This window comes from Stenotrophomonas maltophilia (assembly GCF_047782825.1).
Taxonomy (GTDB): Bacteria; Pseudomonadota; Gammaproteobacteria; order Xanthomonadales; family Xanthomonadaceae; genus Stenotrophomonas.
In genome coordinates this window covers 1,025,422-1,049,881 of sequence record NZ_CP180589.1, presented here as the reverse complement: position 1 = coordinate 1,049,881, position 24,460 = coordinate 1,025,422, and the positions used below count along the sequence as shown (strand labels likewise).

General features: G+C 66.7%; 18 protein-coding genes. 7 read left to right on the top strand and 11 right to left on the bottom strand.

The annotated features are described in order from the left end of the window. Window positions 1-6 precede the first annotated feature (6 nt). Window positions 7-1,152: a two-component system response regulator gene (locus tag ACM2ZB_RS04805; protein WP_313440233.1), complete on the top strand. Its 1,146-nt coding sequence runs from the start codon at window positions 7-9 to the stop codon at window positions 1,150-1,152. Continuing rightward, on the top strand, window positions 1,149-3,320 hold the full coding sequence (locus ACM2ZB_RS04800; protein WP_416057651.1) for a response regulator: 2,172 nt from the start codon (window positions 1,149-1,151) through the stop codon (window positions 3,318-3,320). The genes ACM2ZB_RS04805 and ACM2ZB_RS04800 overlap by 4 nt, the downstream gene beginning before the upstream one ends. 78 nt (window positions 3,321-3,398) lie before the next feature. Here the strand turns inward: ACM2ZB_RS04800 and ACM2ZB_RS04795 are convergent, their stop codons facing one another. The 5 genes from ACM2ZB_RS04795 to betI all read right to left on the bottom strand — a co-directional run bounded on the left by ACM2ZB_RS04795 (window position 3,399) and on the right by betI (window position 10,241). Continuing rightward, window positions 3,399-4,271 (bottom strand): crotonase/enoyl-CoA hydratase family protein, encoded by an 873-nt coding sequence (locus tag ACM2ZB_RS04795; protein ID WP_313440237.1) that lies wholly within the window; start codon window positions 4,269-4,271, stop codon window positions 3,399-3,401. A 160-nt stretch (window positions 4,272-4,431) separates the two neighbouring features. Next, complete coding sequence (locus ACM2ZB_RS04790; protein ID WP_313440239.1) at window positions 4,432-6,108, bottom strand: long-chain fatty acid--CoA ligase; 1,677 nt, start codon at window positions 6,106-6,108, stop codon at window positions 4,432-4,434. 221 nt (window positions 6,109-6,329) lie between these two features. Beyond that, on the bottom strand, window positions 6,330-8,012 hold the full coding sequence (betA, locus tag ACM2ZB_RS04785) for a choline dehydrogenase (protein ID WP_416057650.1): 1,683 nt from the start codon (window positions 8,010-8,012) through the stop codon (window positions 6,330-6,332). A gap of 127 nt (window positions 8,013-8,139) precedes the next feature. Then, a complete protein-coding gene (gene betB / locus ACM2ZB_RS04780; RefSeq protein WP_416057649.1) occupies window positions 8,140-9,612 on the bottom strand; it encodes a betaine-aldehyde dehydrogenase in 1,473 nt (490 codons plus the stop codon). 38 nt (window positions 9,613-9,650) lie between these two features. Further along, window positions 9,651-10,241 carry a transcriptional regulator BetI gene (gene betI, locus ACM2ZB_RS04775; RefSeq protein WP_313440245.1) on the bottom strand — a complete coding sequence of 197 codons (591 nt, stop codon included), beginning with the start codon at window positions 10,239-10,241 and terminating at the stop codon, window positions 9,651-9,653. Between the two features lie 170 nt (window positions 10,242-10,411). On the opposite strand from betI, the gene ACM2ZB_RS04770 reads away from it, so the two are divergent. Both ACM2ZB_RS04770 and ACM2ZB_RS04765 read left to right on the top strand, forming a co-directional pair. After that, window positions 10,412-11,962 carry a BCCT family transporter gene (locus ACM2ZB_RS04770; protein ID WP_416057648.1) on the top strand — a complete coding sequence of 517 codons (1,551 nt, stop codon included), beginning with the start codon at window positions 10,412-10,414 and terminating at the stop codon, window positions 11,960-11,962. Between the two features lie 117 nt (window positions 11,963-12,079). Then, window positions 12,080-12,535 carry a hypothetical protein gene (locus ACM2ZB_RS04765; RefSeq protein WP_416057647.1) on the top strand — a complete coding sequence of 152 codons (456 nt, stop codon included), beginning with the start codon at window positions 12,080-12,082 and terminating at the stop codon, window positions 12,533-12,535. A gap of 86 nt (window positions 12,536-12,621) precedes the next feature. Here ACM2ZB_RS04765 and acnA read toward each other — a convergent pair whose 3' ends face one another. Further along, entirely contained in the window at window positions 12,622-15,375 is a 2,754-nt protein-coding gene (acnA, locus tag ACM2ZB_RS04760; RefSeq protein WP_416057646.1) for an aconitate hydratase AcnA, read from the bottom strand. A 287-nt stretch (window positions 15,376-15,662) separates the two neighbouring features. Between acnA and ACM2ZB_RS04755 the strand changes: the two genes are divergently transcribed. From ACM2ZB_RS04755 to acnB, 3 genes are read left to right on the top strand one after another with little or no spacing between them, the layout of a single operon-like run. Further along, a complete protein-coding gene (locus ACM2ZB_RS04755) occupies window positions 15,663-15,887 on the top strand; it encodes an AbrB/MazE/SpoVT family DNA-binding domain-containing protein (RefSeq protein WP_313143681.1) in 225 nt (74 codons plus the stop codon). 6 nt (window positions 15,888-15,893) lie between these two features. Continuing rightward, window positions 15,894-16,292 (top strand): type II toxin-antitoxin system VapC family toxin, encoded by a 399-nt coding sequence (locus tag ACM2ZB_RS04750; protein WP_049458027.1) that lies wholly within the window; start codon window positions 15,894-15,896, stop codon window positions 16,290-16,292. A 43-nt stretch (window positions 16,293-16,335) separates the two neighbouring features. After that, the gene (gene acnB / locus ACM2ZB_RS04745; RefSeq protein WP_416057645.1) at window positions 16,336-18,927 is read left to right on the top strand and encodes a bifunctional aconitate hydratase 2/2-methylisocitrate dehydratase; all 2,592 of its coding nucleotides are present in this window, start codon (window positions 16,336-16,338) and stop codon (window positions 18,925-18,927) included. 271 nt (window positions 18,928-19,198) lie between these two features. Here acnB and ACM2ZB_RS04740 read toward each other — a convergent pair whose 3' ends face one another. The 5 genes from ACM2ZB_RS04740 to ACM2ZB_RS04720 all read right to left on the bottom strand — a co-directional run bounded on the left by ACM2ZB_RS04740 (window position 19,199) and on the right by ACM2ZB_RS04720 (window position 24,430). Next, window positions 19,199-20,182 (bottom strand): hypothetical protein, encoded by a 984-nt coding sequence (locus tag ACM2ZB_RS04740; RefSeq protein ID WP_416057644.1) that lies wholly within the window; start codon window positions 20,180-20,182, stop codon window positions 19,199-19,201. A 44-nt stretch (window positions 20,183-20,226) separates the two neighbouring features. Beyond that, entirely contained in the window at window positions 20,227-21,810 is a 1,584-nt protein-coding gene (locus tag ACM2ZB_RS04735) for a hypothetical protein (RefSeq protein ID WP_416057643.1), read from the bottom strand. Between the two features lie 87 nt (window positions 21,811-21,897). Further along, complete coding sequence (locus tag ACM2ZB_RS04730; protein WP_416057642.1) at window positions 21,898-22,971, bottom strand: protein-glutamate methylesterase/protein-glutamine glutaminase; 1,074 nt, start codon at window positions 22,969-22,971, stop codon at window positions 21,898-21,900. Further along, the gene (gene cheD / locus ACM2ZB_RS04725) at window positions 22,968-23,564 is read right to left on the bottom strand and encodes a chemoreceptor glutamine deamidase CheD (protein ID WP_313440262.1); all 597 of its coding nucleotides are present in this window, start codon (window positions 23,562-23,564) and stop codon (window positions 22,968-22,970) included. The genes ACM2ZB_RS04730 and cheD overlap by 4 nt, the downstream gene beginning before the upstream one ends. Then, the gene (locus tag ACM2ZB_RS04720; protein WP_313440264.1) at window positions 23,561-24,430 is read right to left on the bottom strand and encodes a CheR family methyltransferase; all 870 of its coding nucleotides are present in this window, start codon (window positions 24,428-24,430) and stop codon (window positions 23,561-23,563) included. The genes cheD and ACM2ZB_RS04720 overlap by 4 nt, the downstream gene beginning before the upstream one ends. Between the last annotated feature and the right edge of the window lie 30 nt (window positions 24,431-24,460).

Sequence of the window (24,460 nt, the reverse complement as noted above, 5' to 3'; positions counted from 1 at the left end):
GTGCCGATGCAGGGTGCCAGTGTGCACAGCGGCGGAGTATCCTCGCTGGCTGACCTTTCAGCGTGGTCGAAGAAGCAGGCAGAGAACGCCTTGAATATCGTCATCGTCGACGACCAGACGTCCGCCCGGACGATGCTGCGCCATGTCATCGAAGACATCGCGCCGGAATTGAGCGTGCACGACTTCGGTGATCCGCTCACCGCGCTGGCCTGGTGCGAGTCCTACCCGGTCGACCTGCTGCTGCTCGATTACCGCATGCCGGAGATGGACGGGCTGGAATTCGCCCGCCGCTTCCGGCGCCTGCCCAAACACCGCGACATTCCGGTGATCCTGATCACCGTGGTCGGCGACGAGCCGATCCGGCAGGCAGCCCTGGAAGCGGGGGTGATCGATTTCCTGGTCAAGCCGATCCGGCCGCGCGAACTGCGCGCCCGCTGCTACAACCTGCTGCAGCTGAGGCAGCAGACCGAGAACGTCAAACAGCGTGCGCTGTCGCTGGAGCAGCGCCTGCTGGCCAGCATGCACGAGGTGGAAGAGCGCGAACGCGAGACGCTTTCGCGGCTGGCACGGGCGATCGAGTTCCGTGATGCCGGCACCAGTGCCTATCTGGAACGCATGGCGCGCGTGGCCGGGCTGATTGCCGAGCAGCTGGGCCTGCCCGAGGAAGACGTCAAGCTGATCGAAATGGCAGCCCCGCTGCACGACATGGGCAAGATCGCCATTCCCGATGCGGTGCTGCTCAAGCAGGGCAAGCTCAACGACGAGGAGCTGGCGATCATGCGCCGGCACCCGCGCATCGGCCACGAACTGCTCAGCGGCAGCCAGAACCGCTTCATCCAGGTTGGTGCGCTGATCGCGCTGCGCCACCACGAGCGCTACGACGGCAGCGGCTACCCCGATGGCCTGGTGGGCGACGCGATTCCGCTGGAAGCGCGCATCGTCGCGGTGGCCGATGTCTTCGACGCGCTGATCTCGCCACGCCCCTACAAGGAAGCGTGGACGCTGGAAGCGACCCTGGCCTACCTGTACGCCCAACGTGGGCGCCTGTTCGATCCACGCTGCGTGGATGCGCTGCTGCGCGGCCGCGAGCAGCTTGAACAGATCTGCGCCGAGCATTCCACCGCATCGGCGCGACCGGGGATGGGCGCGTGAGAACCCTGCTGTCGCGTCTGAAGCTGCGCCTGTCCCTGCGGCAGGACAGCGAACACGGGCAGCAGATCGTCCGCATCATCCTGATCAGCCTGATCCTGCTCTACGTGCTGTTGCCGGCACCGCGGCACGACCTGCCGCACGACCAGTACGTGGGCGTGCTGGCCATCGTCCTGACCGGCCTGTCACTGTCGCTGCTGCTGTTCGGCTGGCTGTTGTGGCGGCCCGGCCGCTCCGACCCGCGCCGCGTTCTGGGCATGCTGGCCGACTACGGGTTGATCGCCGCGGGCATGATCCAGATGGGCGAGCCGCTGGCCTGGGTCTACATCGTGGTGATGTGGGTGACGGTCGGCAACGGCATGCGCTTCGGCAACCACTACCTGTACGTGGCCGTGGCGATGGCCATGGTCAGCTTCGGCAGCACGGCCCTGTTGACCCCCTACTGGGAGCAGAACGCACGCCTGGCCATTGGCCTGTGGCTTGGCCTTGCGGCCGTACCCTTGTATTTTTCGACGTTGCTCAAGCAGCTGACCGAGGCGATGGCCGAGGCGCGGCGTGCCAGCGAAGCGAAGAGTCGCTTCCTGGCCAACATGAGCCACGAGTTCCGAACCCCACTCAATGGACTGAATGGCATGACAGAAGTTTTGGCGACCACTCGCCTGGACGATGAGCAGCGCGAGTGCGTCAACACCATCCAGGCATCCTCGCGCAGCCTGTTGGCGCTGGTCGAGGAAGTGCTGGACATTTCGGCGATCGAAGCCGGCAAGCTGCGCGTTGTGGCCGAGGATTTCGTCCTGGCCGACCTGGTCCAGGCCATCGGCCTGATCCTGCTGCCGCAGGCCAAATCCAAGCGGCTGGACTACCGGGTGAAGGTGGCCGAGGGCGTACCGGCCACGCTGCGTGGCGATGTCGGCCATCTGCGGCAGATCCTGCTGAACCTGGCCGGCAACGCGGTGAAGTTCACCGACCACGGCAAGGTCGAGCTGCGCGTCAGCGTGGTCCATGCCGATACCAACGGATCGGTGCGCCTGCGCTTTGACATCCTCGATACCGGCATCGGCGTGCCCGTGGCCATGCGCCCGCGCCTGTTCGAAGCCTTCGAGCAGGCTGACGTCAGCATGGCCCGCCGCCATGAAGGTACCGGCCTGGGCACGACCATCGCCAAGGGCCTGGTCGAGGCGATGGATGGTGAGATCGGCTATCTGGACAATCCGCCGCAGGGCAGCCACTTCTGGGTGGAGCTGCCGTTCGCGCCGCCGCAGCCGGTGGTGCCCGGTGCGGTGCCGTCGGTGGCACCGGGCGAAGAGACCAATGCCAGTGGCAACGTCATCGCCTTCGCCGATCCGTTCCTGCGCCACCGTGCCCGCGTGCGCAGCATGCAGATCCTGGTGGCCGACGACCACGAGGCCAACCGCATGGTCCTGCAGCGCCTGCTGCAGAAGGCCGGGCACAAGGTGATGTGCGTCGATGGCGGTGAAGCGGTGCTGGACGCGCTGGCCGAAAGCGAATTCGACGCGGCCATCGTCGACCTGCACATGCCGGGCATGAGTGGTCTGGACATGCTGAAGGAACTGCGGGTGATGCAGTCCGGCGGCGGCCCGCGCACGCCGGTGCTGGTGCTCAGCGCCGATGTCACCCCCGAGGCGATCCAGCGCTGCACCCAGGCCGGTGCGCATGCATTCCTGGCCAAGCCGGTGGTGGCCGTGCGCCTGCTTGACACCCTGGCCGAGATCGCCAACAACGCCCAGCTGAAGGTCGCCGCACCGCCCATCGTGCGCACCGCCACCAACCTTGATGGCGTGCTCGATACTGGCGTGCTGGACGAGCTGGCCTCGCTGGGCATGGGCGATGGCTTCGAACGTGAGTTCATCCGCCAGTGCCTGGAAGATGCCGAATCCTGCCTGCGCAAGGCCGAGCTGGACGGCGAGGCGGGGCAGTGGGCCGCGTTCCGCGAGCAGTCGCACGCGATCAAGGGCGTGGCCAGCAACCTGGGCCTGGTGCGTGCCGCCAACCGCGCGGGCGAATTGATGCGCATGGCCGACTGGCAGCTCAAGGCCGAATGGCGGCAGCGCCTGTCGGTGCTGCAGGGCGCGATCAAGGAGGGCCGCCAGGCCCTGGATGCGCGCGCCGAGCGACGCTCCCGCGGTGCCGCCGACGACGTCGAGCGTTGATCGCGGCGCGGGCCCGGCCCGTGCATAAAAAAAGCCCGGTGGCCAACCGGGCTTGAACCCAGAGGGGGAGGACAGCAATCAAGCCGCGTCGAGGCCGGCGCGACGGGTCTGTGCCTTGATCAGGCGATCCATCGTGCGCAGCGAGCGATCGCCCAGCGCCAGGGCGGAGTCGACCCACACCTTGGTGATTTCCAGCAGTTCGTCATAGCTCACCGCCTGGGCCAGGTTGCGTGCGGCGTTCATGGCCAGGTACGACTGCGGCAGGCGCTGCTGGTGGCGGATCATGTCTTCCACCGTGGCCCGGCCTTCGCCCTTCTTCACCAGCACGTCGACCACGCCCAGGGCGTGCATTTCCTCGGCGCTGTAGATGCGGCCGTCGAGAATGATCTTCTCGGCCAGCTGCGGTGCCACCCGGCGGCACAGGAAGGAGTAGGCGCCCATGCCCGGGAACAGGCCGAACAGCACTTCGGGCAGGCCCATGCCGCTGCCTTCCTCGGCCACGATGGTGTGGCAGGCCAGGGCCATCTCCAACCCGCCGCCCAGCGCATCACCCTGGATCAGGGCAATCGAGCGGACGTCCCCGCCGAAGCCGGTGTGCAGGTGGTGCACGCCTTCAACGCAGCGCTGGGCGTAGGTCAGCAGCAGGTCGCGGTTGCCTTCACGGATCAGGCGGGTGAACAGGTCCAGGTCGCCGCCCAGGTTGTAGGCATTGGCGTCGGAGGCCAGCACGAAATGGCGCAGCTGCCCGCTGTGGCGCTGCGCGGGGCCACGGGTGATGGCGCTCATGTAGCTCCACATCTCGTCCAGCATGTCCTTGCGGCAGCAGGGGCGGATGCCGGTGGCGGCGTCGGCGTGCATGAAGAGCCAATGGGCAGCGCCGTCGTCGCTGTCCTCGGTACGGATGGTGGCAAATTGCGAACCGCTGGTCGGCAGCTTTTCGATGGTGCTCATGGAAGGGTCCTCGGCATGCGGCCCGCAGAGAGAAGTGGTGGCCGGCGGGCCGAACGGTCCACACACGCGGCGATGCTACACCGGGTGCGGGGCCGCGCATGCGAAAAGGCCCGGGTCGTTGCCGACCCGGGCCTGAAAGCGTTCAAACTGGCACAAACCCTTACGGGGCGGGCGTATCGCGCAGCTCGCGACGGAGGATCTTGCCCACGTTGGTCTTCGGCAGTTCCTTTCGGAATTCTACGATTCTGGGGTGTTTGTAGCCGGTCAGGTTGGCGCGGGCGTGTTCCTTGACCATTTCGGCGGTCAGGTTCGGGTCCTTCTTCACGATGACCACCTTCACGATCTCGCCGGATTTCTCGTCCGGCACGCCCACGGCCGCTACTTCCAGCACGCCGGGCATCATCGCGATCACGTCCTCGACTTCATTCGGGTACACGTTGAAGCCGGACACCAGGATCATGTCCTTCTTGCGGTCGACGATGTAGCAGAAGCCGTGCTCGTCCATCTTCGCCATGTCGCCGGTGTGCAGCCACTGGTCGGCGTCGATGGTCTTGGCCGTCTCATCCGGGCGCTGCCAGTAGCCCTTCATCACCTGCGGGCCGCGGATGCACAGTTCGCCCACTTCACCCAGCGCCACCATGTTGCCGTTGTCGTCCTTGATGCAGGCATCGGTGGACGGGATCGGCAGGCCGATGGAGCCGTTGTATTCGGTCAGGGTGAGCGGGTTGATGCAGGCCGCCGGCGAGGTTTCGGTCAGGCCATAGGCCTCCACCAGGGTGACCCCGGTGACCTTCTTCCAGCGCTCGGCCACCGCACGCTGCACGGCCATGCCGCCGCCCAGGGTAACCTTCAGCGAGGAGAAGTCGACGGTGTCGAAGCCGGGGGTGTTGAGCAGGCCGTTGAACAGGGTGTTGACGCCGGTGATGGCGGTGAAGCGCACCGACTTCAGCTCCTTGACGAAGCCCTTCATGTCGCGCGGGTTGGTGATCAGGTGGTTGCAGCCACCGAACTTCATGAACACCAGGCCGTTGGCCGTCAGCGCGAAGATGTGGTACAGCGGCAGGGCGGTGATGATCCACTCCTTGCCCATCTCGATGCCCGACGCGCTGATCCAGGCCGAGGCCTGCTGCATGTTGGCGATCAGGTTGCGGTTGGTCAGCATCGCGCCCTTGGCCACGCCGGTGGTGCCACCGGTGTACTGCAGGAAGGCGATGTCGTCATGGTCGATCTCGACCTTGGGCAGGGTGTGGCGGCTGCCCAGCTTGAGCGCCTGCTTGAAGCGCACCGCGCCCTTCAGATGGTAGTTGGGCACCATCTTCTTGATGTACTTCAGCACGAAGTTGACGATCACGCCCTTGGCGCCGAGCAGGTCGCCCAGGCCGGTGGTGATCACGTGCTTGACCGGCGTATCGGCGATGACCTGTTCGACGGTGTCGCCGAAGTTGTCCACCACCACGATGGCGGTCACGCCGGCGTCGACCAGCTGGTGCTTCAGCTCGCGCGCGGTGTACAGCGGGTTGACGTTGACCACGGTCAGGCCGGCGCGCAGCACGCCGAAGGTGGCCACCGGGTACTGCAGGCAGTTGGGCATCATCAGGGCGACACGGTCACCCTTCTTGAGCTTGAGCTCACCCAGCAGGTAGGCCGCGAACTGCTCGACCAGAGCGTCGGTTTCGCCGTAGGTGAGCACCTTGCCGAAGCTGGAGTAGGCAGGGCGGTCGCGGAATTTCGCGACCGAGGCGTCGAAGACCGAAGCTACCGAATGGAACTCGTTGACGTCGATTTCGGCGGGAACGCCTTTCGGATAGCTCTGCAGCCAGGGACGATCCAGACTCATATTCCCCCTCCAGGAATCGTGATGTATTAGGTTCCGGCCCTGAGCGTATCGACAATGGCCGGTCATTGCAGCATACCCCGCCGTAGGGAAAACGCGAAGAGGCCCCGAAGGGCCTCTTTGCCTGGTAGTGCCGGCCGCTGGCCGGCATCTGCAGCAACCGCGATGTCGGGCGATGCCGGCCAGCGGCCGGCACTACCCTGGCCCGGGGCGGGTCGCTTGCGTCAGCCCTGCTTGCGCACCGGGGCCCCGTTGGCCTTGTAGTACGGCGCGGTGCTGCGCGCCAGCGGGGTGCGGCCGCGGATCACGTCGGCCAGCTTCTCGGCAATCATGATGGTCGGCGCGTTGAGGTTGCCGGTCACCACCTGCGGCATGATCGAGGCATCGACGATGCGCAGGCCTTCCAGGCCGTGCACGCGGCCCTGGCCATCGACCACCGCCATCGGATCATCGGCGTGGCCCATCTTGTTGGTGCACGACGGGTGGTAGGCGGTCTCGGCGTGTTCGCGCACGAAGCCGTCGATCTGCGCGTCGGTCTGCAGTTCGCGCCCGGGCGAGATCTCGCGGCCGCTGTAGGGGGCCAGCGCCGGCTGCGCGAAGATTTCGCGGGTGATGCGGATGGCCGCGCGGAACTCGCGCCAGTCCTGCTCGTGCGACATGTAGTTGAACAGGATGCTGGGATGTTCGCGCGGATCCTTCGAGCGCACATGGATGCGGCCGCGGCTGGGCGAACGCATCGAGCCGACGTGCATCTGGAAGCTGTGCGCCTTGATCGGGTTGGAGCCGTTGTAATTGATGGCCACCGGCAGGAAGTGGTACTGCAGGTTGGGCCAGTCGAATTCGGCATCGCTGCGGATGAAGCCACCGGCCTCGAACTGGTTGCTGGCGCCGATGCCGGTGCCCAGGAACAGCCATTCGGCGCCAATGGCCGGCTGGTTGTGCAGCTTCAGTGCCGGGGCCAGGGACACCGGCTTCTTGCATTCGTACTGCAGGTACATCTCCAGGTGATCCTGCAGATTGGCGCCGACGCCGGGCAGGTGGTGCACCAGGTCGATGTCCAGGCTGCGCAGCAGGTCGGCCGGGCCGACGCCGGAGCGCTGCAGGATCTGCGGCGAGGCGATGGCGCCGCCGCACAGCAGCACTTCGCGGCGTGCGGTGGCACGCTGCGGCTGGTCATGGTGCAGCCACTGCATGCCCACTGCGCGCTTGCCCGAGAACAGGATGCGGTCGGTCAGGGCGTGGGTGACGATGGTCAGGTTCGGGCGCGGCTTGGCCAGGTCCAGGTAGCCGCGGGCGGTGCTGGAGCGGCGGCCCTTCGGGGTGACCGTGCGGTCCATCGGGCCGAAGCCTTCCTGCTGGTAGCCGTTCAGATCGTCGGTGCGCGGATAGCCGGCCTGCACGCCGGCTTCGACCATGGCGGCGAACAGTTCGTTGTTGCCGGCCTTGGGCGTGGTGACCCGCAGCGGGCCGTCGCCGCCGTGGTAGTCATTCGGGCCGATGTCGCGGGTTTCGGCCTTGCGGAAGTAGGGCAGGCAGTCCAGGTAGGTCCAGTCTTCCAGGCCCGGCATGCTGGCCCAGTTGTCGTAGTCCATCGCGTTGCCGCGGATGTAGCACATGCCGTTGATCAGTGACGAACCGCCCAGGCCCTTGCCGCGGCCGCAGTCCATGCGGCGGTTGTTCATGAAGGGCTCGGGATCGGTCTTGTACGCCCAGTTGTAGCGCTTGCCCTGCAACGGGAAGGCCAGTGCCGCCGGCATCTGGGTACGGAAGTCGAGCCGGTAGTCCGGGCCACCGGCTTCCAGCAGCAGCACGCTGACATCGGCATCCTCGGTGAGGCGGGTGGCCAGCACGTTGCCGGCCGAACCGGCGCCGATGATGATGTAGTCGTACTCGTTGTGGGTACTCATGGTTGCTCTCCTTCAGGCCGCGGCGCGCTGCGTGCAGGCGTCGCGGCGGAATGTCGGGCCGGCACGCAGGCCGGGCGGTGGGCGGGCGGTGGGCGGGCAGGCCGGGCCCGCCCCGGAACGTGTTGATTCAGAACACGCTGGCGTAGTCGCCCAGCTCGACCTGCACCGACTTGATGCGGGTGTAGTGGCCCAGGGTGGACAGGCCGTTTTCGCGGCCCACGCCGGATTCCTTGTAGCCGCCGACCGGCATTTCGGCCGGCGATTCACCCCAGGTGTTGATCCAGCAGATGCCGGCTTCCAGGCGGTGGATGATGCGGTGGGCGCGGCTGATGTCCTTGCTGACCACGCCGGCGGCCAGGCCAAAGGGGGTGTCGTTGGCGCGGCGCACCACTTCGTCCTCGTCGTCGTAGGACAGGATGCTCATCACCGGCCCGAAGATCTCTTCGCGGACAATGGTCATGTCATCGCGGCAGTCACTGAACACGGTCGGCAGCACGTAGGCGCCGTCGGCCAGCGCGCCCTCGGTGGCACGGCCGCCGCCGGTCAGCAGGCGGGCGCCTTCGGCCTTGCCGCTGTCGATGTAGCGCAGGACGTTGTCCATGTGCGGGAAGCTGGTCAGCGGGCCGAAGTTGGTCTCGGCCGCCATCGGGTCGCCGATGCGGATGCGCTTGACGCGCTCGACCACGGCGGCTTCGAACGCGGCCAGCATGCCGCGCGGTACGAACACGCGGGTGCCATTGGTGCAGACCTGGCCGGAGCTGAAGAAGTTGGCCATCACCGCGATGTCGGCGGCACGGGCCAGATCGGCGTCATCGCAGATCACCAGCGGCGACTTGCCGCCCAGTTCCATCGTCACTTCCTTCAGCGACGAGGAGGCCGCAGCGGCCATCACCTTCTTGCCGGTGGCCACGCCGCCGGTGAAGGAGATCTTCTCGATCACCGGGTGTTCGGTCAGCCAGTTGCCGATGTCGCGGCCCGGGCCCTGCACGACGTTGAACACACCGTCCGGCACGCCGGCTTCGGTGTAGATCTCGGCCAGCTTGAGCGCAGTCAGTGGGGTGACTTCGGACGGCTTGAACACCATCGCGTTGCCCGCGGCCAGGGCCGGGGCCGACTTCCACATGGCGATCTGGATCGGGTAGTTCCAGGCGCCGATGCCGGCGACCACGCCCAGCGGCTCGCGGCGGGTGTAGAAGAAGCTCGATTCGCGCAGCGGCAGCTGGATGCCTTCGATGGCGGTGGCCAGGCCGGCGTAGTACTCCAGCACGTCGGCGCCGGTGACGATGTCCACCGTGGTGGTTTCGGCCAGGGCCTTGCCGGTGTCCAGCGTTTCAAGATGGGCCAGTTCGTCGTTGCGTTCGCGCAGGATCTCCACCGCACGGCGCAGGATGCGCGAGCGCTCCATCGCGGTCATCGCCGCCCACACCTTCTGGCCTTCGCTGGCGCTTTTCACTGCGCGTTCCACGTCGGCCTGGCTGGCGATCTGCACCTCGGCCAGCACCTGGCCATTGGCCGGGTTGATGGTCTGGAAGGTCTTGCCGCTGGTGGCATCGACGCGGCGGCCGTGGATGTAGAGCTGTTGGACGGGCAGGGCGGTCATGGGCGTACTCCTTGGAAGGGGGGCAGGTGCTGGAACGCTTATAGCGCGTCGGCCTGCAACTGGAAGTCGATATAGGCGTAGGCGATGCTGCGGGCCTTGTCCGCATTGAACTGGCCGCCGACCAGGCTGCCGCGCAGCCACAGGCCGTCGATCATCGCGGCCAGGCCGCGGGCGGCCAGGCGGGCCTGCGGGTGGGGCAGCAGGCGGTTGAACTGGTGGCACAGGTTGGAGAACAGGCGCTGGTCGTTGGCGCGCTGCAGCCGGGCCAGTTCGGGCTGGTGCATGCTGGCCGCCCAGAAGGTCAGCCAGACGCGCATGGCCGTGCCGTTGGTCTGGCTGTCGTCGAAGTTGCCATCGACGATGGCGCGCAGCTGCTCGCGCGGGCCGTTGCCGGCCTGGTCGCGGTAGCGGGCGACGGCGGTCTTCAGCTCACGCAGGATCTGCCGCATGGCCGCGTTGAGCAGGCCGTCCTTGTCACCGAAGTAGTGGGCGACGATGCCGCTGGATAGACCCGCCTTCTTCGCGATCGTGGCCACGGTGGCGTCGGCCATGCCCATCTCGTCGATGGTCTGGAAGGTGGCCTGGATCAGCTGTTCGCGGCGGATCGGTTCCACACCCTTCTTCGGCATCGTCTCTCCAATGGTTGCGACCCGGAAAGCCGGGCGTGGAAAGATCATACTTTTTATTGATTGAACGTTCAATCAATAACCCATACGATTCCGGTCGCGCCCCCACGCCATGGGCCCGGTTCCCGGTCCGGCCCCGCCCATGTGCCTTCCCGGACTGATGAGACGACCCCATGTCTTCCCTGGCTCATCCCAAGCGCTCCCCCCTGCGCTTGAACCGTTTCGTGTTCCTCAGCGCGTCCATTTCCATCGGCATCCTCGGCGCGCTGACCGTGTTCTACCCCCAGGCCAGCGAACACTGGCTGCACTGGGCCCAGGCCGAGGTGTCGGCGGCGTTCGGTGCCTGGTACATGCTGCTGATGGTGCTGTGCCTGGGCTTCGTGCTCTGGCTGGCGTTCTCGCCGTACGGCCGTATCCGCCTGGGCCACAACGAGGAATCGCCGGCGTTCGGCTACGTGCCCTGGGTATCGATGCTGTTCTCGGCCGGCATCGGCATCGCCCTGCTGTACTACGGGGCCTACGAGCCGCTGGACCATTTCCTCAACCCGCCCGGGCAACCCGGCGGTACCGTGGCCGCCGGCCGCGAGGCCATGGTGCTGACCTTCCTGCACTGGGGCCTGCACGGCTGGGCGCTGTATGCCCTGGTGGGGGTGGCGCTGGGCTATTTCGCTTACCGCCGTGACCTGCCGCTGGCCCTGCGCTCGGCGCTGTACCCGATCTTCGGCGAGCGCATCCACGGCCGCATCGGCGACATGGTCGATGGCTTCGGCATCCTGGCCACGCTGATCTCCATGGTCACCAACCTGGGCATCGGCGCGCTGGTGGTGCAGTCCGGCCTGGTCTATCTGTTCCATATCCCGGATACGCCGCAGGTGCTGGTGGCGATCGTGCTGGTGATGATGGTGGTGGCCACCATCGGCGTCGTTGCCGGTGTGGAGAAGGGCATCGCCTGGCTCTCCAACCTCAACGTGCGGTTGCTGTGCCTGCTGCTGCTGTTCGTGCTGGTGACCGGGCCGACCCTCCACCTGTTCGATGGTCTGGTGCAGAACACCGGTGATTACCTCGGTGCGTTCGTGCGCAAGAGCTTCGACATGTACCTCAACGACCCGAAGGGCCGTGAGTGGATGGGTTCCTGGACGCTGTTCTACTGGGCGTGGTGGATTGCCTGGGCGCCGTTCGTGGGCCTGTTCGTGGCGCGCATCTCACGCGGTCGCACCATCCGCGAAGTGATCATGGGCGTGCTGCTGATTCCGCTGGGTTTCACCCTGGCGTGGCTGTCGATCTTCGGCAACACCGCCATCGATCTGGTGCTGAACCATGGCCAGGCGGTGCTGGGCGAAGTGGCCCAGCATGACGCGGCGATGACCCTGTTCAAGCTGCTGGAGTACCTGCCCGCAGCGCCCTATGTCGCCGGTGCTGCGGTGGTGATCGGGTTCGTGCTGTTCCTGACCCCGGTCGATTCGGGCACGCTGATGATTGCCAATCTGTGCACGCGCCGCGTCGATGATGGGGTGGAGGATGGGCATGACGCGCCGATCTGGCTGCGCGTGTTCTGGGCGGTGGGCATCACTGTGGCCAGTGTCGGACTGCTGCTGGCCGGCAACTTCAGCGCGATGCAGACGGCGGTGGTGCTGTGCGGCCTGCCGTTCTCGGCCATCCTGGCGTTCTACATGTGGGGCCTGCTGAAGGCGCTGCGCACGGACCCGGACGCACCGCGGCGCTGAGTGTCGGCGCTGCGCGGGTATCGACGTGGGTCGGTGCCCGCCACATTTCGTTGCATTCCTAGATACGTCGCATGGGGTCGTGATTGACCATGGGGTCTCCTCAAACAGGAGATCCCTATGAAGCCGTACCTTTGTGGCCTGTTGCTGTCCGTTGCGATTCCGCTGCGTGCCGAGCCGATGCCGCCCCCGATGCAGCAGCTCGATTTTCCGGTGCTGGCGGTGGGGGACATCGGCCAGTTCCGTGTTCACGTGCCGGCCTATGCCGGCGGGCAGGGGCGCGTGTCCTACGCCGCACACGCACTGATGCCGGGCAGTGGCGAGGATCGCGGCTACCGCTTCATTGCGGTGGTCTGCGGTGATGATGGGTTTACCCCGGTGCTGCATTACGAGGACCGTGGCGTGGTCTGTTCGCGCATCGGCCAGGCGCCACATGCAGCGTTCGAGATGGTGGTGACCGTGCTCAATGTCGGCGCCGCGCACGGCGAGTCGATGATGCCGGAGGGGCTGCGAACCCTGATCTATGACGTCGGGCCGAGCGAGGCGCCTTGGCGGATCTATGGTGTCAGGCCGTAAGGCAGTGATTCTGTAGAGCCGAGCCGATGCTCGGCTGCGGTTGGTGGCAATGCAGCCGAGCATGGCTCGGCTCTACAGGTCAGGCGTTACTTGCTGGCCAGCTGGCGCAGTACGTACTGCAGCAGGCCGCCGTGGCGGAAGTATTCGACTTCCTTCGGGGTCAGCAGCATCACCGAGACCTCGAAGGTCTTTTTCGTGCCGTCGGCCTTGGTCGCGGTGACCGTGGCACGCTTGCTGGCGCCGTCCTGCAGGCCGGTGACATCGAGCACTTCCGATCCGTCCAGGCCCAGCGACTGCGCGTTCTCACCGTTGCGGAACTGCAGCGGCAGCACGCCCATGCCGACCAGGTTGGAACGGTGGATGCGCTCGAAGCTCTCAGCGATCACCGCCTTCACCCCCAGCAGCAGGGTGCCCTTGGCCGCCCAGTCACGCGACGAACCGGTACCGTATTCCTTGCCGGCCAGCACCACCAGCGGCACGTTGTCGGCCTTGTACTTCATCGCCGCATCGTAGATCGCCAGCTTTTCCGGCTGGCCGCCGTTGGCCGGGTAGTACAGGGTGTTGCCACCTTCTTCGCCACCGAACATCAGGTTCTTGATGCGGATATTGGCGAAGGTGCCGCGGACCATGACGTCATCGTTGCCACGGCGGCTGCCGTAGCTGTTGAAGTCGGCCGGCTGCACGCCGCGCTCCTGCAGGAAGCGGCCTGCAGGCGAGTCCTTCTTGATGTTGCCTGCGGGGGAGATGTGGTCGGTGGTGATCGAATCACCGAACAGGCCCATCACGCGCGCGCCGTGCACGTCGTCGATGCTGCCGACCTGCATGGTCATGCCATCGAAGTACGGCGGGTTCTTGATGTAGGTGGAGGCATCGCTCCACTCGTACAGATTGCCGTCCGGCGAGGCGATGGTGTTCCAGCGGGTATCGCCCTTGAACACGTCGGCGTAGTTCTGCTTGAACATTTCCGGGCCAACGGTCGCAGCGATGACATCGCCGATTTCCTTGTTGCTGGGCCAGATGTCACGCAGGTATACCGGCTGGCCATCGCTGCCGGTGCCGAGCGGTTCGGTGGTCAGGTCGATGTCCGTGGTACCGGCGATGGCGTAGGCCACCACCAGCGGCGGGCTGGCCAGGTAGTTCATCTTCACTTCGGGATGCACGCGGCCCTCGAAGTTGCGGTTGCCCGACAGCACCGAGGTGACCACCAGGTCGCCACTGGCGATGCCGGCGCTGACTTCGGTCGGCAGCGGGCCGGAGTTGCCGATGCAGGTGGTGCAGCCGTAGCCGACCACGTAGAAGCCGATCTTCTCCAGCTCCTTCAGTACGCCGGCCTTTTCAAGATAGTCGGTGACTACGCGGGAGCCTGGGCCGAGCGAGGTCTTCACCCAGGGCTTGCGGTCCAGGCCCTTGGCGGCCGCATTGCGGGCGAGAAGGCCGGCACCGATCATCACCGCCGGGTTGGAGGTGTTGGTGCAGGACGTGATGGCGGCGATGACCACCGCGCCGTCCTTCAGCCGTACCTTGCGGTTCTCGATCTCGATGTCGGCGAAGCCCTTGGCCAACTGCTCGTTGCCTACTGCTGCGCCGCCGCCTTCATTGACGAAGGTCGATACATCGTCGCTGCGCTTGTCCCGGTTGGCGGTCATGCCGACCAGGGCATCGCGGTAGTTCTTCTGCACGTCTTCCAGCAGCACGCGGTCCTGCGGGCGCTTGGGGCCGGCCAGCGACGGCTTCACCGTGCCCATGTCCAGTTCCAGCGTGCTGCTGTACTGGGCGTGCGCGCTGCCCGGCTCATGCCACAGGCCCTGGGCCTTGGCATAGGCCTCGACCAGGTTGATCTGTTCTTCGCTGCGGCCGGACAGGCGCAGGTAGTTCAGCGATTCGTGATCGATCGGGAAGATGCCGCAGGTGGCGCCGTATTCGGGGGCCATGTTGCCGATGGTGGCGCGGTCGGCCAGCGGCAGGTGCTGCAGGCCGTCGCCGTAGAATTCGACGAACTTGCCGACCACGCCCAGCTTGCGCAGCATCTGGGTAACGGTCAGCACCAGGTCGGTGGCGGTGGCGCCTTCGGGCAGCTTGCCGGTCAGCTTGAAGCCGACCACCTGCGGGATCAGCATCGACGACGGCTGGCCCAGCATGGCCGCCTCGGCCTCGATGCCGCCCACGCCCCAGCCCAGCACGCCGATGCCGTTGATCATGGTGGTGTGGCTGTCCGTACCGAACACGGTATCGGGGTAGGCAACGGCCTTGCCATCCTTGTCCGCGGTCATCACCACGCGAGCCAGGTTCTCCAGGTTCACCTGGTGGACGATGCCGGTGTTGGGCGGCACCACCTTGAAGTTGTCGAAGGCCTTCTGGCCCCAGCGCAGGAAACCGTAGCGTTCCTGGTTCCGCTGGAACTCGATCTTGCCGTTGAGGTCCAGCGCGTCGGGCTTGCCGAACACGTCGACCTGCACCGAGTGGTCGATGACCAGTTCGGAGGGAATCAGCGGGTTGATCTGCTCCGGGCTGCCGCCCAGCTTGACCACCGCATCGCGCATCGCGGCCAGGTCGACCACGCAGGGCACGCCGGTGAAGTCCTGCAGCACCACGCGCGCGGGCATGAAGGCGATCTCGGTATCCGGCTCGGCGGTCGGGTTCCAGCGGGCGACGGCTTCAATGTGGTCCGGGCCGACAGTGGCGCCGCCGTCCTCGTGCCGGAGCAGGTTCTCCAGCAGGATCTTCATCGAGTAGGGCAGGTGGGAGATGTCGAAGCGCTGGCCCAGCGTGGGCAGGCTGAAGTAGTCGTAGGTCTTGCCGCCGACGTCCAGCTGGCTGCGGGTGGAGAACGAATCGCTCATGCGGGATGACTCCTCTTGCGGATGGCTTGCTCTACCCGTCCAGGAACGGGTGTGCTTGCGGTCGCCGCGGGCCTGGTGGCCCCGGCCGCCCCAGTATGAATGCATTCACCTGGGGCGGGGCCAGCCTGCGGCATCGGGTCCAGATTACAGGGGCAGGTGTATGGCGTATGTCATGGATGTGGCGGATCCTTTGCGGTGCAAGGGCCGGGGCGCCCCCGGCCGGGTTCAGGGTGGAAGTATGCCCGGCAAAGTATGTATAATTTGTGCATACCGAAGAGGGCCTACCCATGGAAGCCACTGTTGCAGAGCGCGGACAGATCACCCTGCCCAAGGCGGTGCGTGATGCGCTGGGTTTGACCAAGGGCACCCAGCTGAAGGTCGAGCTGGACGGCAGCCGGATCATCCTGCGCAAGAGCGTGGACGACGCGATCTCGCGCGCCCGCGGCAAGTTCGCTCTGGACGGCTTCGAGTCGTCCGAAGCGGCCGTGCGTTCGGTGCGCGACGAGGAATAAGCCGTGATGATCGCCGTCGATTCACCGGTGCTGGTCGAACTGCTCAGCAATGGCCCGCAGGCCGATGCGGTGGAAGCCATCCTCCGGCAGAGCCTCGTGGGTGGCCGCGTGGTGGTCTGCGGCGCGACCCTGGCCGAAGTCTGCGCATCGCTGCGCGGCGGCGCCGAAGTGCTCGAAGCGCTGGAAGAGATGGGCGTGCACTTCAATGCGCTGGAAGCCAAGTCGGCGCTGCGCGCCGGCGAGATGCACCGCCGTCACCGCCAGCGCAGCGGCAGCCGCCGCAGCCTGGACGAATTCATGGTCGGCGCCCACGCACTGCTGCAGTGCGATGGCCTGATCACCTGGAACGACACGTTTTACCGCGACTACTTCAAGGGCCTGAAGCTGATCGTGCCGCAAGCCTGAGCCCACTTTGTTTATTCAACCTACGCATTACCCGGGAGTTGTCATGTTGGAAGCCTACCGCCACCACGTCGCCGAGCGCGCTGCGCTTGGCATCCCGCCGCTGCCGCTGAGCGCGCAGCAGACGGCCGATGTCATCGAACTGCTGAAGAACCCGCCGCAGGGCGAGGCCGAGTTCCTGCTCGACCTGCTGACCCACCGCGTGCCGGCCGGCGTCGATGACGCAGCCAAGGTCAAGGCCTCGTACCTGGCCGCGATCGCGCTGGGCAGCGAGCAGAACCCGCTGATCAGCCGCGAGCGCGCCACCGAACTGCTGGGCACCATGCTCGGCGGTTACAACGTCGCCCCGCTGGTGCAGCTGCTGGACGACGCCAACGTCGGCACCATCGCCGCCAACGGTCTGAAGAAGACCCTGCTGGTGTTCGATGCCTTCCATGACGTGCAGGAAAAGGCCAAGGCCGGCAATGCCAACGCCCAGTCCGTGCTGCAGAGCTGGGCCGATGCCGAGTGGTTCACCAGCAACCCGGAAGTGCCGCAGAGCCTGACCGTCACCGTGTTCAAGGTGCCGGGCGAGACCAACACCGACGACCTGTCGCCGGCACCGGACGCGACCACCCGCCCGGACATTCCGATGCACGCCCTGGCGATGCTGAAGAACAAGCGCGACGATGCGCCGTTCACCCCGGAAGAAGACGGCAAGCGCGGCCCGATCCAGCAGATCCTCGACCTGAAGGACAAGGGTCACCTGGTCGCCTACGTCGGCGACGTGGTCGGCACCGGTTCCTCGCGCAAGTCGGCCACCAACAGCGTGCTGTGGTGGACCGGTGATGACATTCCGTTCATCCCGAACAAGCGCGCCGGTGGCGTCTGCCTGGGTTCGAAGATCGCTCCGATTTTCTACAACACCATGGAAGATGCCGGCGCACTGCCGATCGAGCTGGACGTGTCGAAGATGGAGCACGGCGATGTGGTCGAGCTGCGTCCGTACGAAGGCAAGGCGCTGAAGAACGGTGAAGTGATCGCCGAGTTCCAGGTCAAGTCCGACGTGCTGTTCGACGAAGTGCGCGCCGGTGGCCGCATTCCGCTGATCATCGGCCGCGGCCTGACCGGCAAGGCGCGTGAAGCGCTGGGCCTGGCCCCGACCGATCTGTTCCGCCTGCCGGTGCAGCCGGCCGACAACGGCAAGGGCTTCTCGCTGGCGCAGAAGATGGTCGGCCGCGCCTGTGGCCTGCCGGAAGGCCAGGGCATGCGCCCGGGCACCTACTGCGAACCGAAGATGACCTCGGTCGGCTCGCAGGACACCACCGGCCCGATGACCCGCGACGAGCTGAAGGACCTGGCGTGCCTGGGCTTCTCGGCCGACCTGGTGATGCAGTCGTTCTGCCACACCGCGGCCTACCCGAAGCCGGTGGACGTGAAGACCCACCACACCCTGCCGGAATTCATCTCCACCCGTGGCGGCGTCTCGCTGCGCCCGGGCGACGGCGTGATCCACAGCTGGCTCAACCGCATGCTGCTGCCGGACACCGTCGGTACCGGTGGTGACTCGCACACCCGTTTCCCGGTGGGCATTTCGTTCCCGGCTGGTTCGGGCCTGGTTGCCTTCGCCGCTGCCACCGGCGTCATGCCGCTGGACATGCCGGAATCGGTGCTGGTGCGCTTCAAGGGCCAGATGCAGCCGGGCGTGACCCTGCGTGATCTGGTCAACGCGATTCCGCTGTACGCCATCAAGTCGGGCCTGCTGACCGTGGCCAAGGCTGGCAAGAAGAACATCTTCTCCGGCCGCATCCTGGAAATCGAAGGCCTGCCGGAACTGAAGGTCGAACAGGCATTCGAATTGTCCGATGCCTCGGCCGAGCGTTCGGCGGCCGGTTGCTCGGTGCGGCTGAACAAGGAACCGATCATCGAGTACCTGACCAGCAACATCACCCTGCTGAAGTGGATGATTGCCGAGGGTTACCAGGATCCGCGTTCGCTGCAGCGCCGTATCGAGAAGATGGAAGCGTGGCTGGCCAACCCGGAACTGCTGGAGCCGGATGCCGACGCCGAGTACGCCGCTGTCATCGAGATCGACCTGGCCGACATCCACGAGCCGATCGTGGCCTGCCCGAACGACCCGGACGACGTGAAGACCCTGTCTGAAGTCGCTGGCGCCAAGATCGACGAAGTGTTCATCGGTTCGTGCATGACCAACATCGGTCACTTCCGTGCGGCTGCGAAGCTGCTGGAAGGCAAGCGCGACCTGCCGACCCGCCTGTGGGTGGCCCCGCCGACCAAGATGGATGCTTCGGAGCTGACCAAGGAAGGCGTGTACGGCACCTTCGGCGCCACCGGTGCACGCATGGAAATGCCGGGCTGCTCGCTGTGCATGGGCAACCAGGCGCAGATCCGCGAAGGCTCCACCGCGATGTCGACTTCGACCCGCAACTTCCCGAACCGTCTGGGCCGCAACACCAACGTGTACCTGGGTTCGGCCGAACTGGCCGCGATCTGTTCGCGTCTGGGCCGCATCCCGACCAAGGAAGAGTACATGGCCGATGTGGGCGTGATCGCCGCCAGCGGCGCGGAGATCTACCGCTACATGAACTTCGACCAGATCGAGGAATACCAGGACGTGGCCAAGACGGTCGCCGCCTGAGGGTAGTGCCGGCCGCTGGCCGGCATCCCGTTGAAACGAAGAACCCCCGGTGAAAACCGGGGGTTTCTTTTTGTGGCGGTGGCATGCCTGGTGTCTTGCTATGACAGCGCACCCATCCATCCGGGCCAGGCGTATCGGGCAGCGTAAAGCGCATACCGAAGCGCCAGTACCTGGCCCAGAGGGTTGCTGCGTGATGCGGTAGTGCCGGCCGCTGGCCGGCAGATGCGCGTGGCCGGACGCGTTGCCGGCCAGCGGCCGGCACTACCGGGCGTCAGGCCTGGGTGACGGCGGTCGCTTCCTCGGTCACTGCCGGCGTGTCGGTCGGCAGCTCCGGCTCCGCCGCCGTTTCCGGCAGCACACCGTGGTCGGGGAACAGGCGTGGCAGCTCCGCCACGAAACGCGCAATGCAGGCGTCGGCAAACTCACGCGAAGCGGCCTTGGCCTTGGCATAGTCGTCGGCCTGCCATTCCTGCAGCGGGGCAACCCGGGCTTCGTCGCGGCAATGCACGCCCTGGCCGCCACTGGCACTGCGGAACAGCTTGCGCACCACCGGGAAACCGATGGTCGCGTCGTGGCGCAGCTCGTAGGGCGTGTCGGCATCGTTGAGCTTCTGGTAGACCAGCGACCACTGGCCGGCACTGGCTTCGATCGTGCGCTCGTCGCTGGGAATCGCGCCTGGATGCGCGGCGAAATAGATCGCCAGCTGTTCACGGATCATGCCGGGCAACAGTCCGAACGAGGGGCTGGGCACGGCGGTGATGCTGTCGCCGCGCACGTTGTTCTTGGTGAAGGTGTTGCCCTGGCCGCCCGCGCCGGTCAGTGCGGCCAGCGCGAACAGGCCGACCTTGGCGGCGGTGACCGTGGCGGTGTCCGAGCGCATCACCAGGCGCAGGGCAGGATCGCCGAAGCGGTTGCCATCCGGCCCGATACCCAACCCGGCGGTGATCTTGATGTGCTGCAGGCTGCTGTAGTCCAGCGCAGGCGCCGCTGCTGCAGCGGGAACTCCGGCCACGGGTTCGGCGTCGGCCACGGCTGCCGCTGCGTCATCGGTGGGCACCGCAGCCGTGGAGGTGGCGTCCGATGCTTCGGGCGCTGGCGCGGCAACCACTACGGCATCGGCCGCCGCCACGGGGGCGGCCACGGTTGTGGTCACGGGGGCGGCGGCCGTGGGGGCTTCGTCGGCAGCATGGGCCGAGGGGGCCAGCAGCAGGCTGGCCGCGATCGCGGCGGTGAGGCAGGTTGGGCGTAATGCCACGGTGGTACTCCTTTGGGAAACGGGTTGGGGGCGCGCGCTGCAGCTCACTGCCCCGCGAATTCCTTGATCGGGAAGGCCTTGCAGTGGGTGACCGCCGTTGCGATGTCGACCGGCGCGTTGGCGGCGGCGCCGCGGCGCTGGTTCACCGTGGCCGTTTCCTCCCACAGGCTGGGCAACACCTGCGGTGCGTCCAGCACCCGCTCGCGCAGCGCATCGTGCAGGACGCTGCGGTGGTCTGAAGAGGGCGCGACCACGCACAGGCGGGTACCGGGCATGCTGCTGGCCTGCTGCAGCATCTGCTGCAGTGCCTCGCTGCTGCTGGCGTCGTCGCTCAGCTGCTTGGGTGCGCCGCCCTGCGCGGCATCCTGGATCTGCAGCTGGCCCGGGCTGAACAGCAACACCTGCATGTCCTCGCGCGGCTGGATGCGGACCGGCGCGCGGGTGCCCTCGCAGATCGTGGGGGTCGCGCGTGCCTGCTGCGGTGTCACGCTGCCATCGGCATGCACCTGGCGGATATGCAGCCGGCACATCTTGTCGGCCACTTCAAACTCCACCTCGTAGTCCTGGCCGGGTGTGGCCACGAACTGGCCCGACAGCTTGCCCGCGCAGTAGCTGCGGCTGCTCGGGTCGAAGGCGGCTTCGAAGATCAGCGGCTTGCCACCGGGCACTTCATATTCCTGGTAGCTGAGCGTGGAGAAGCGCGCGTCCCGCTTGCTGCGCAGGGCTTCGGTGGTGGGGATGCCAAGCACGCCCTTGTCACCGGCGTTGTTGTACTTGACGTCGATCTTGTCGCGGTAGTCTTCGCGGCAGGAGGCATCGGTAAACAGCGTGGTGGTCTGCCCGAAGTTGGCGAAGACACGCACCCGGGCCGGCGGCACGACGCCGCCAGCGTAGGCACTGAGGTCTTCAGCGGCCAGCGGGCGCGGGTACATGGCGGGTATCCGCTTGATGAGCTTCTCGATGCACTTCATTGTGATCATCTGCGCGGCGCTCTTCAGCTTCGCGTAGTCGTCGGCCTGCCACGCGCCCAAGGTCGCCCGCTGGTCACTGTCACTGCAGTAGATGATCTCCGCCAGGGTGCCATCGGCGCGGCGCTGCTCGATGGTGCTGGCGTGGTTGAGGCGGTAGAGCGGATCCTTGCGCGTGTTGCCCTGGTGCACCAGCACCCAAGTGTCTGCACTGAAGCGCAGGGTGCTGGTCTGTGTGGGCAGCGCGTCGGGTGCGTAGCGGAAGTAGCCGCCCACCAGTGCCGTGGCCACGTTCGGCATCAGCGTGACGGCGGGGCTGGCCTGGCCCTCGATGGTGCTGCCCGGCAGGTGGTTGCGGCGGATGTAGTCCGGCTCGTTGCCGCTGAACAGAAGCGCGAGCCCCTTCGGCGTGAGCGCCTCGCTGTCATCGGGCGTGACGATGCGCAGCGCGAGGTCGGGTGCGTGCAGGCGCTTCAATGCGCTGTCCGGTCCGCTCTGGATCTGTACGCGATCGGTCCACGCGGCTGCACTGCCGGTGGCGGGGGCAGGGGCGGGCGTGGTCTGCGGCGGTGCGGCTTGGGTGGCCGACGTGGCTGCCAGCGGCGCCAGCAGCGCGGCGGCGAGCAGCGAGGTACGGGAGGGGAAGCGGCGCAGGGCCATGGTGAAGCTCCTTGAGAAGCAAAATGATCGCGCCGGCCCTTCCGGAGCCGGCGTTTGCAGGACGGGATGAAGCGGTGCGGTGGGCAGTCAGCTGCGGGCCAGCGCCAGCAGCCGTTCGGCAATGCGCTCCAGCGGCACCTGTTCTTCGGCCGCACCCAGCTTGAAGGCTGCACCGGGCATGCCCCAGACCACGCTGGTGGCCTCGTCCTGCACCAGCGTGGGCGCGCCGGCCTGGCGCATTTCCAGCAGGCCGCGTGCACCGTCGTCACCCATGCCGGTGAGGATGGCGCCGATGGCATTGCCGCCGGCAGCCTGTGCCACCGAACGGAACAGCACGTCGACCGCCGGCTTGTGCCGGTTCACGGCGGGGCCGTCGTCAACGCGGCAGCGCCAGCGCGCACCGTCACGGATGATCCGCAGGTGCTTGCCGCCCGGCGGCAGGTAGGCGTGGCCCGGCAGCACAGCTTCGCCGTCGCTGGCTTCGCGCACGGCCATCGCGGAGTGGCGGTCCAGGCGTTCGGCGAAGGCGCTGCTGAAGCTGGCCGGCAGGTGCTGGGTCATCACCACGGCCGGGCCGTCGGCGGGCATGCCTTCCAGCACCACGCGCAGGGCTTCGGTGCCACCGGCCGAAGAGCCGATCGCGATCAGTCGGTCGGTGGTGCGGAACTGCGGTGCGGCCGCGCGCAGGGACGGCGCAGCCTCCAGGGTGAGCTTGGGCGCCGCTGCGCGGACCAGCGGGCGCACGCGCGAGCGGGCGGCCATCTTCACCTTGGCGATGATCTCATCGGCGTAGCCCTGCAGGCCGCGGGCCACATCCAGCTTGGGCTTGGACACGAAATCAACCGCGCCCAGTGCCAGCGCCTGCAGGGTGGTGTCGGCGCCGCGCTCGGTCAGCGAGGAGATCATCACCACCGGCAGCGGGTGCAGGCGCATCAGGTTTTCCAGGAACGCCAGGCCGTCCATGCGCGGCATTTCCACGTCCAGGGTGATCACGTCCGGCGCAAGGCGCTTGATCTTCTCGCGCGCCAGCAGCGGGTCGGCGGCGGTGCCGACCACGTCGATGGACGGATCGCTGGACAGGATCTCGGTCAGCATCTGCCGCACGACGGCGGAGTCGTCCACGATCAGTACCCGGCAGGGGGCGTTGCCGGAGATGGTCATTCGAACAGCTCCACGCCGCCGGTGACCGGGGCCTTGGACAGGCGGGCGCGGACGGCCGATTCGGTGGCAGCCACTTCGGCTTCATGTGCGTGCGGCAGGCGCTGCACGACCACCCGGCCGGTATCGGCGAAGAACCAGATCTTGCGCGGATGAATGCCGCATAGATCCTCGGCGATGATCGGAATGTGCTCGGCGTGCAGGTACTGGCGGACGAATTCGGCGTTGCGGGTGCCGACCGGATTGCTGGTGAAGCCCTTGAGCACGTTGGCGCCGCCGAACACCTTGGCCTCGATGCGCTTGCGGTGGGCGCCGCGCTTGAGCATGTCGTTGATCAGCAGCTCCATGGCGTAGCTGCCGTAGCGCGCGGGTGCGCCATCGCCGGCATTGCCTTCAGGCAACAGGAAGTGGTTCATGCCGCCGATCTTCAGCACCGGGTCGCGCAGGCAGGCGGCCACGCAGGAACCCAGCGTGGTGGTCAGCGCGGTGGTGTCGTCCACCACCAGGTACTGGGTCGGCAGCAGCTTGGCGGCGACGGTCTTGAAGCGTGCGTCCTGGTAACGCATCACATCGTCGGTGCGCAGCGAGGCGTTCATGCGCCGGCCCCCTGCGCGCGGCGGTACAGGGTGCGGCCGCAGGGCTGGATCAGGTCGGCTGCGTGCAGGTAGTTCTCCGAATGGCCGGTGTAGAGCAGACCGTCATCGTTGAGGTGCTGCACCAGGCGGCCGAGGATGGCGCGCTGGGTGGGTTTGTCGAAGTAGATCATGACGTTGCGGCAGAACAGCGCGTCGAACGGCCCGCCGACGTCGTAGCGCGGTGCCAGCAGGTTCAGCGGCCGGTAGTCGATCAGCTCGCGCAGCGCCGGCAGCACCCGGCACTGGCCTTCGTTGGGGCCGCTGCCACGCTGGAAGTAGCGCCGGCGCAGATCCGGGTCGAGGTTGGCGACGCGGTCGATGTTGTAGACGCCGCGGCTGGCGGTGGCCAGCACCTGGGTGTCCACATCGGTGGCAACGATGCGCACCGGCGGCTTCAGCGTGCCGAAGGCCTCGCAGGCGGTGATGGCCATGGAATAGGGTTCTTCACCGGTGGACGCTGCGCACGACCACAGCAGCAGCGGGCTGCGGCTGGAGCGCTGCTGCAGTTCTTCGCGCAGCTTGTCGAAGTGGTGCGGCTCGCGGAAGAACGAGGTCAGGTTGGTGGTCAGCGCGTTGGTGAACGCCTGCCACTCATCGCCGCCGTCCTGTTCCAGATGGTCCAGGTACTGCTGGAAGCTGCGCATGCCCAGCGTACGCAGGCGACGCGACAGGCGGCCGTAGACCATGTCGCGCTTTGCCGGGGCGAGGGCGATGCCCACGCGCTGGTAGATCAGGTCGCAGACACGGCGGAAATCACGGTCGGCGAATTCGAATTCGCGCGGGCCGGTGACGATGGGAGTAGGACTTTGCACGGGGGACGTGTCCATCGGCAGAGGCAGCGGCCGAAGCCGCCGCCG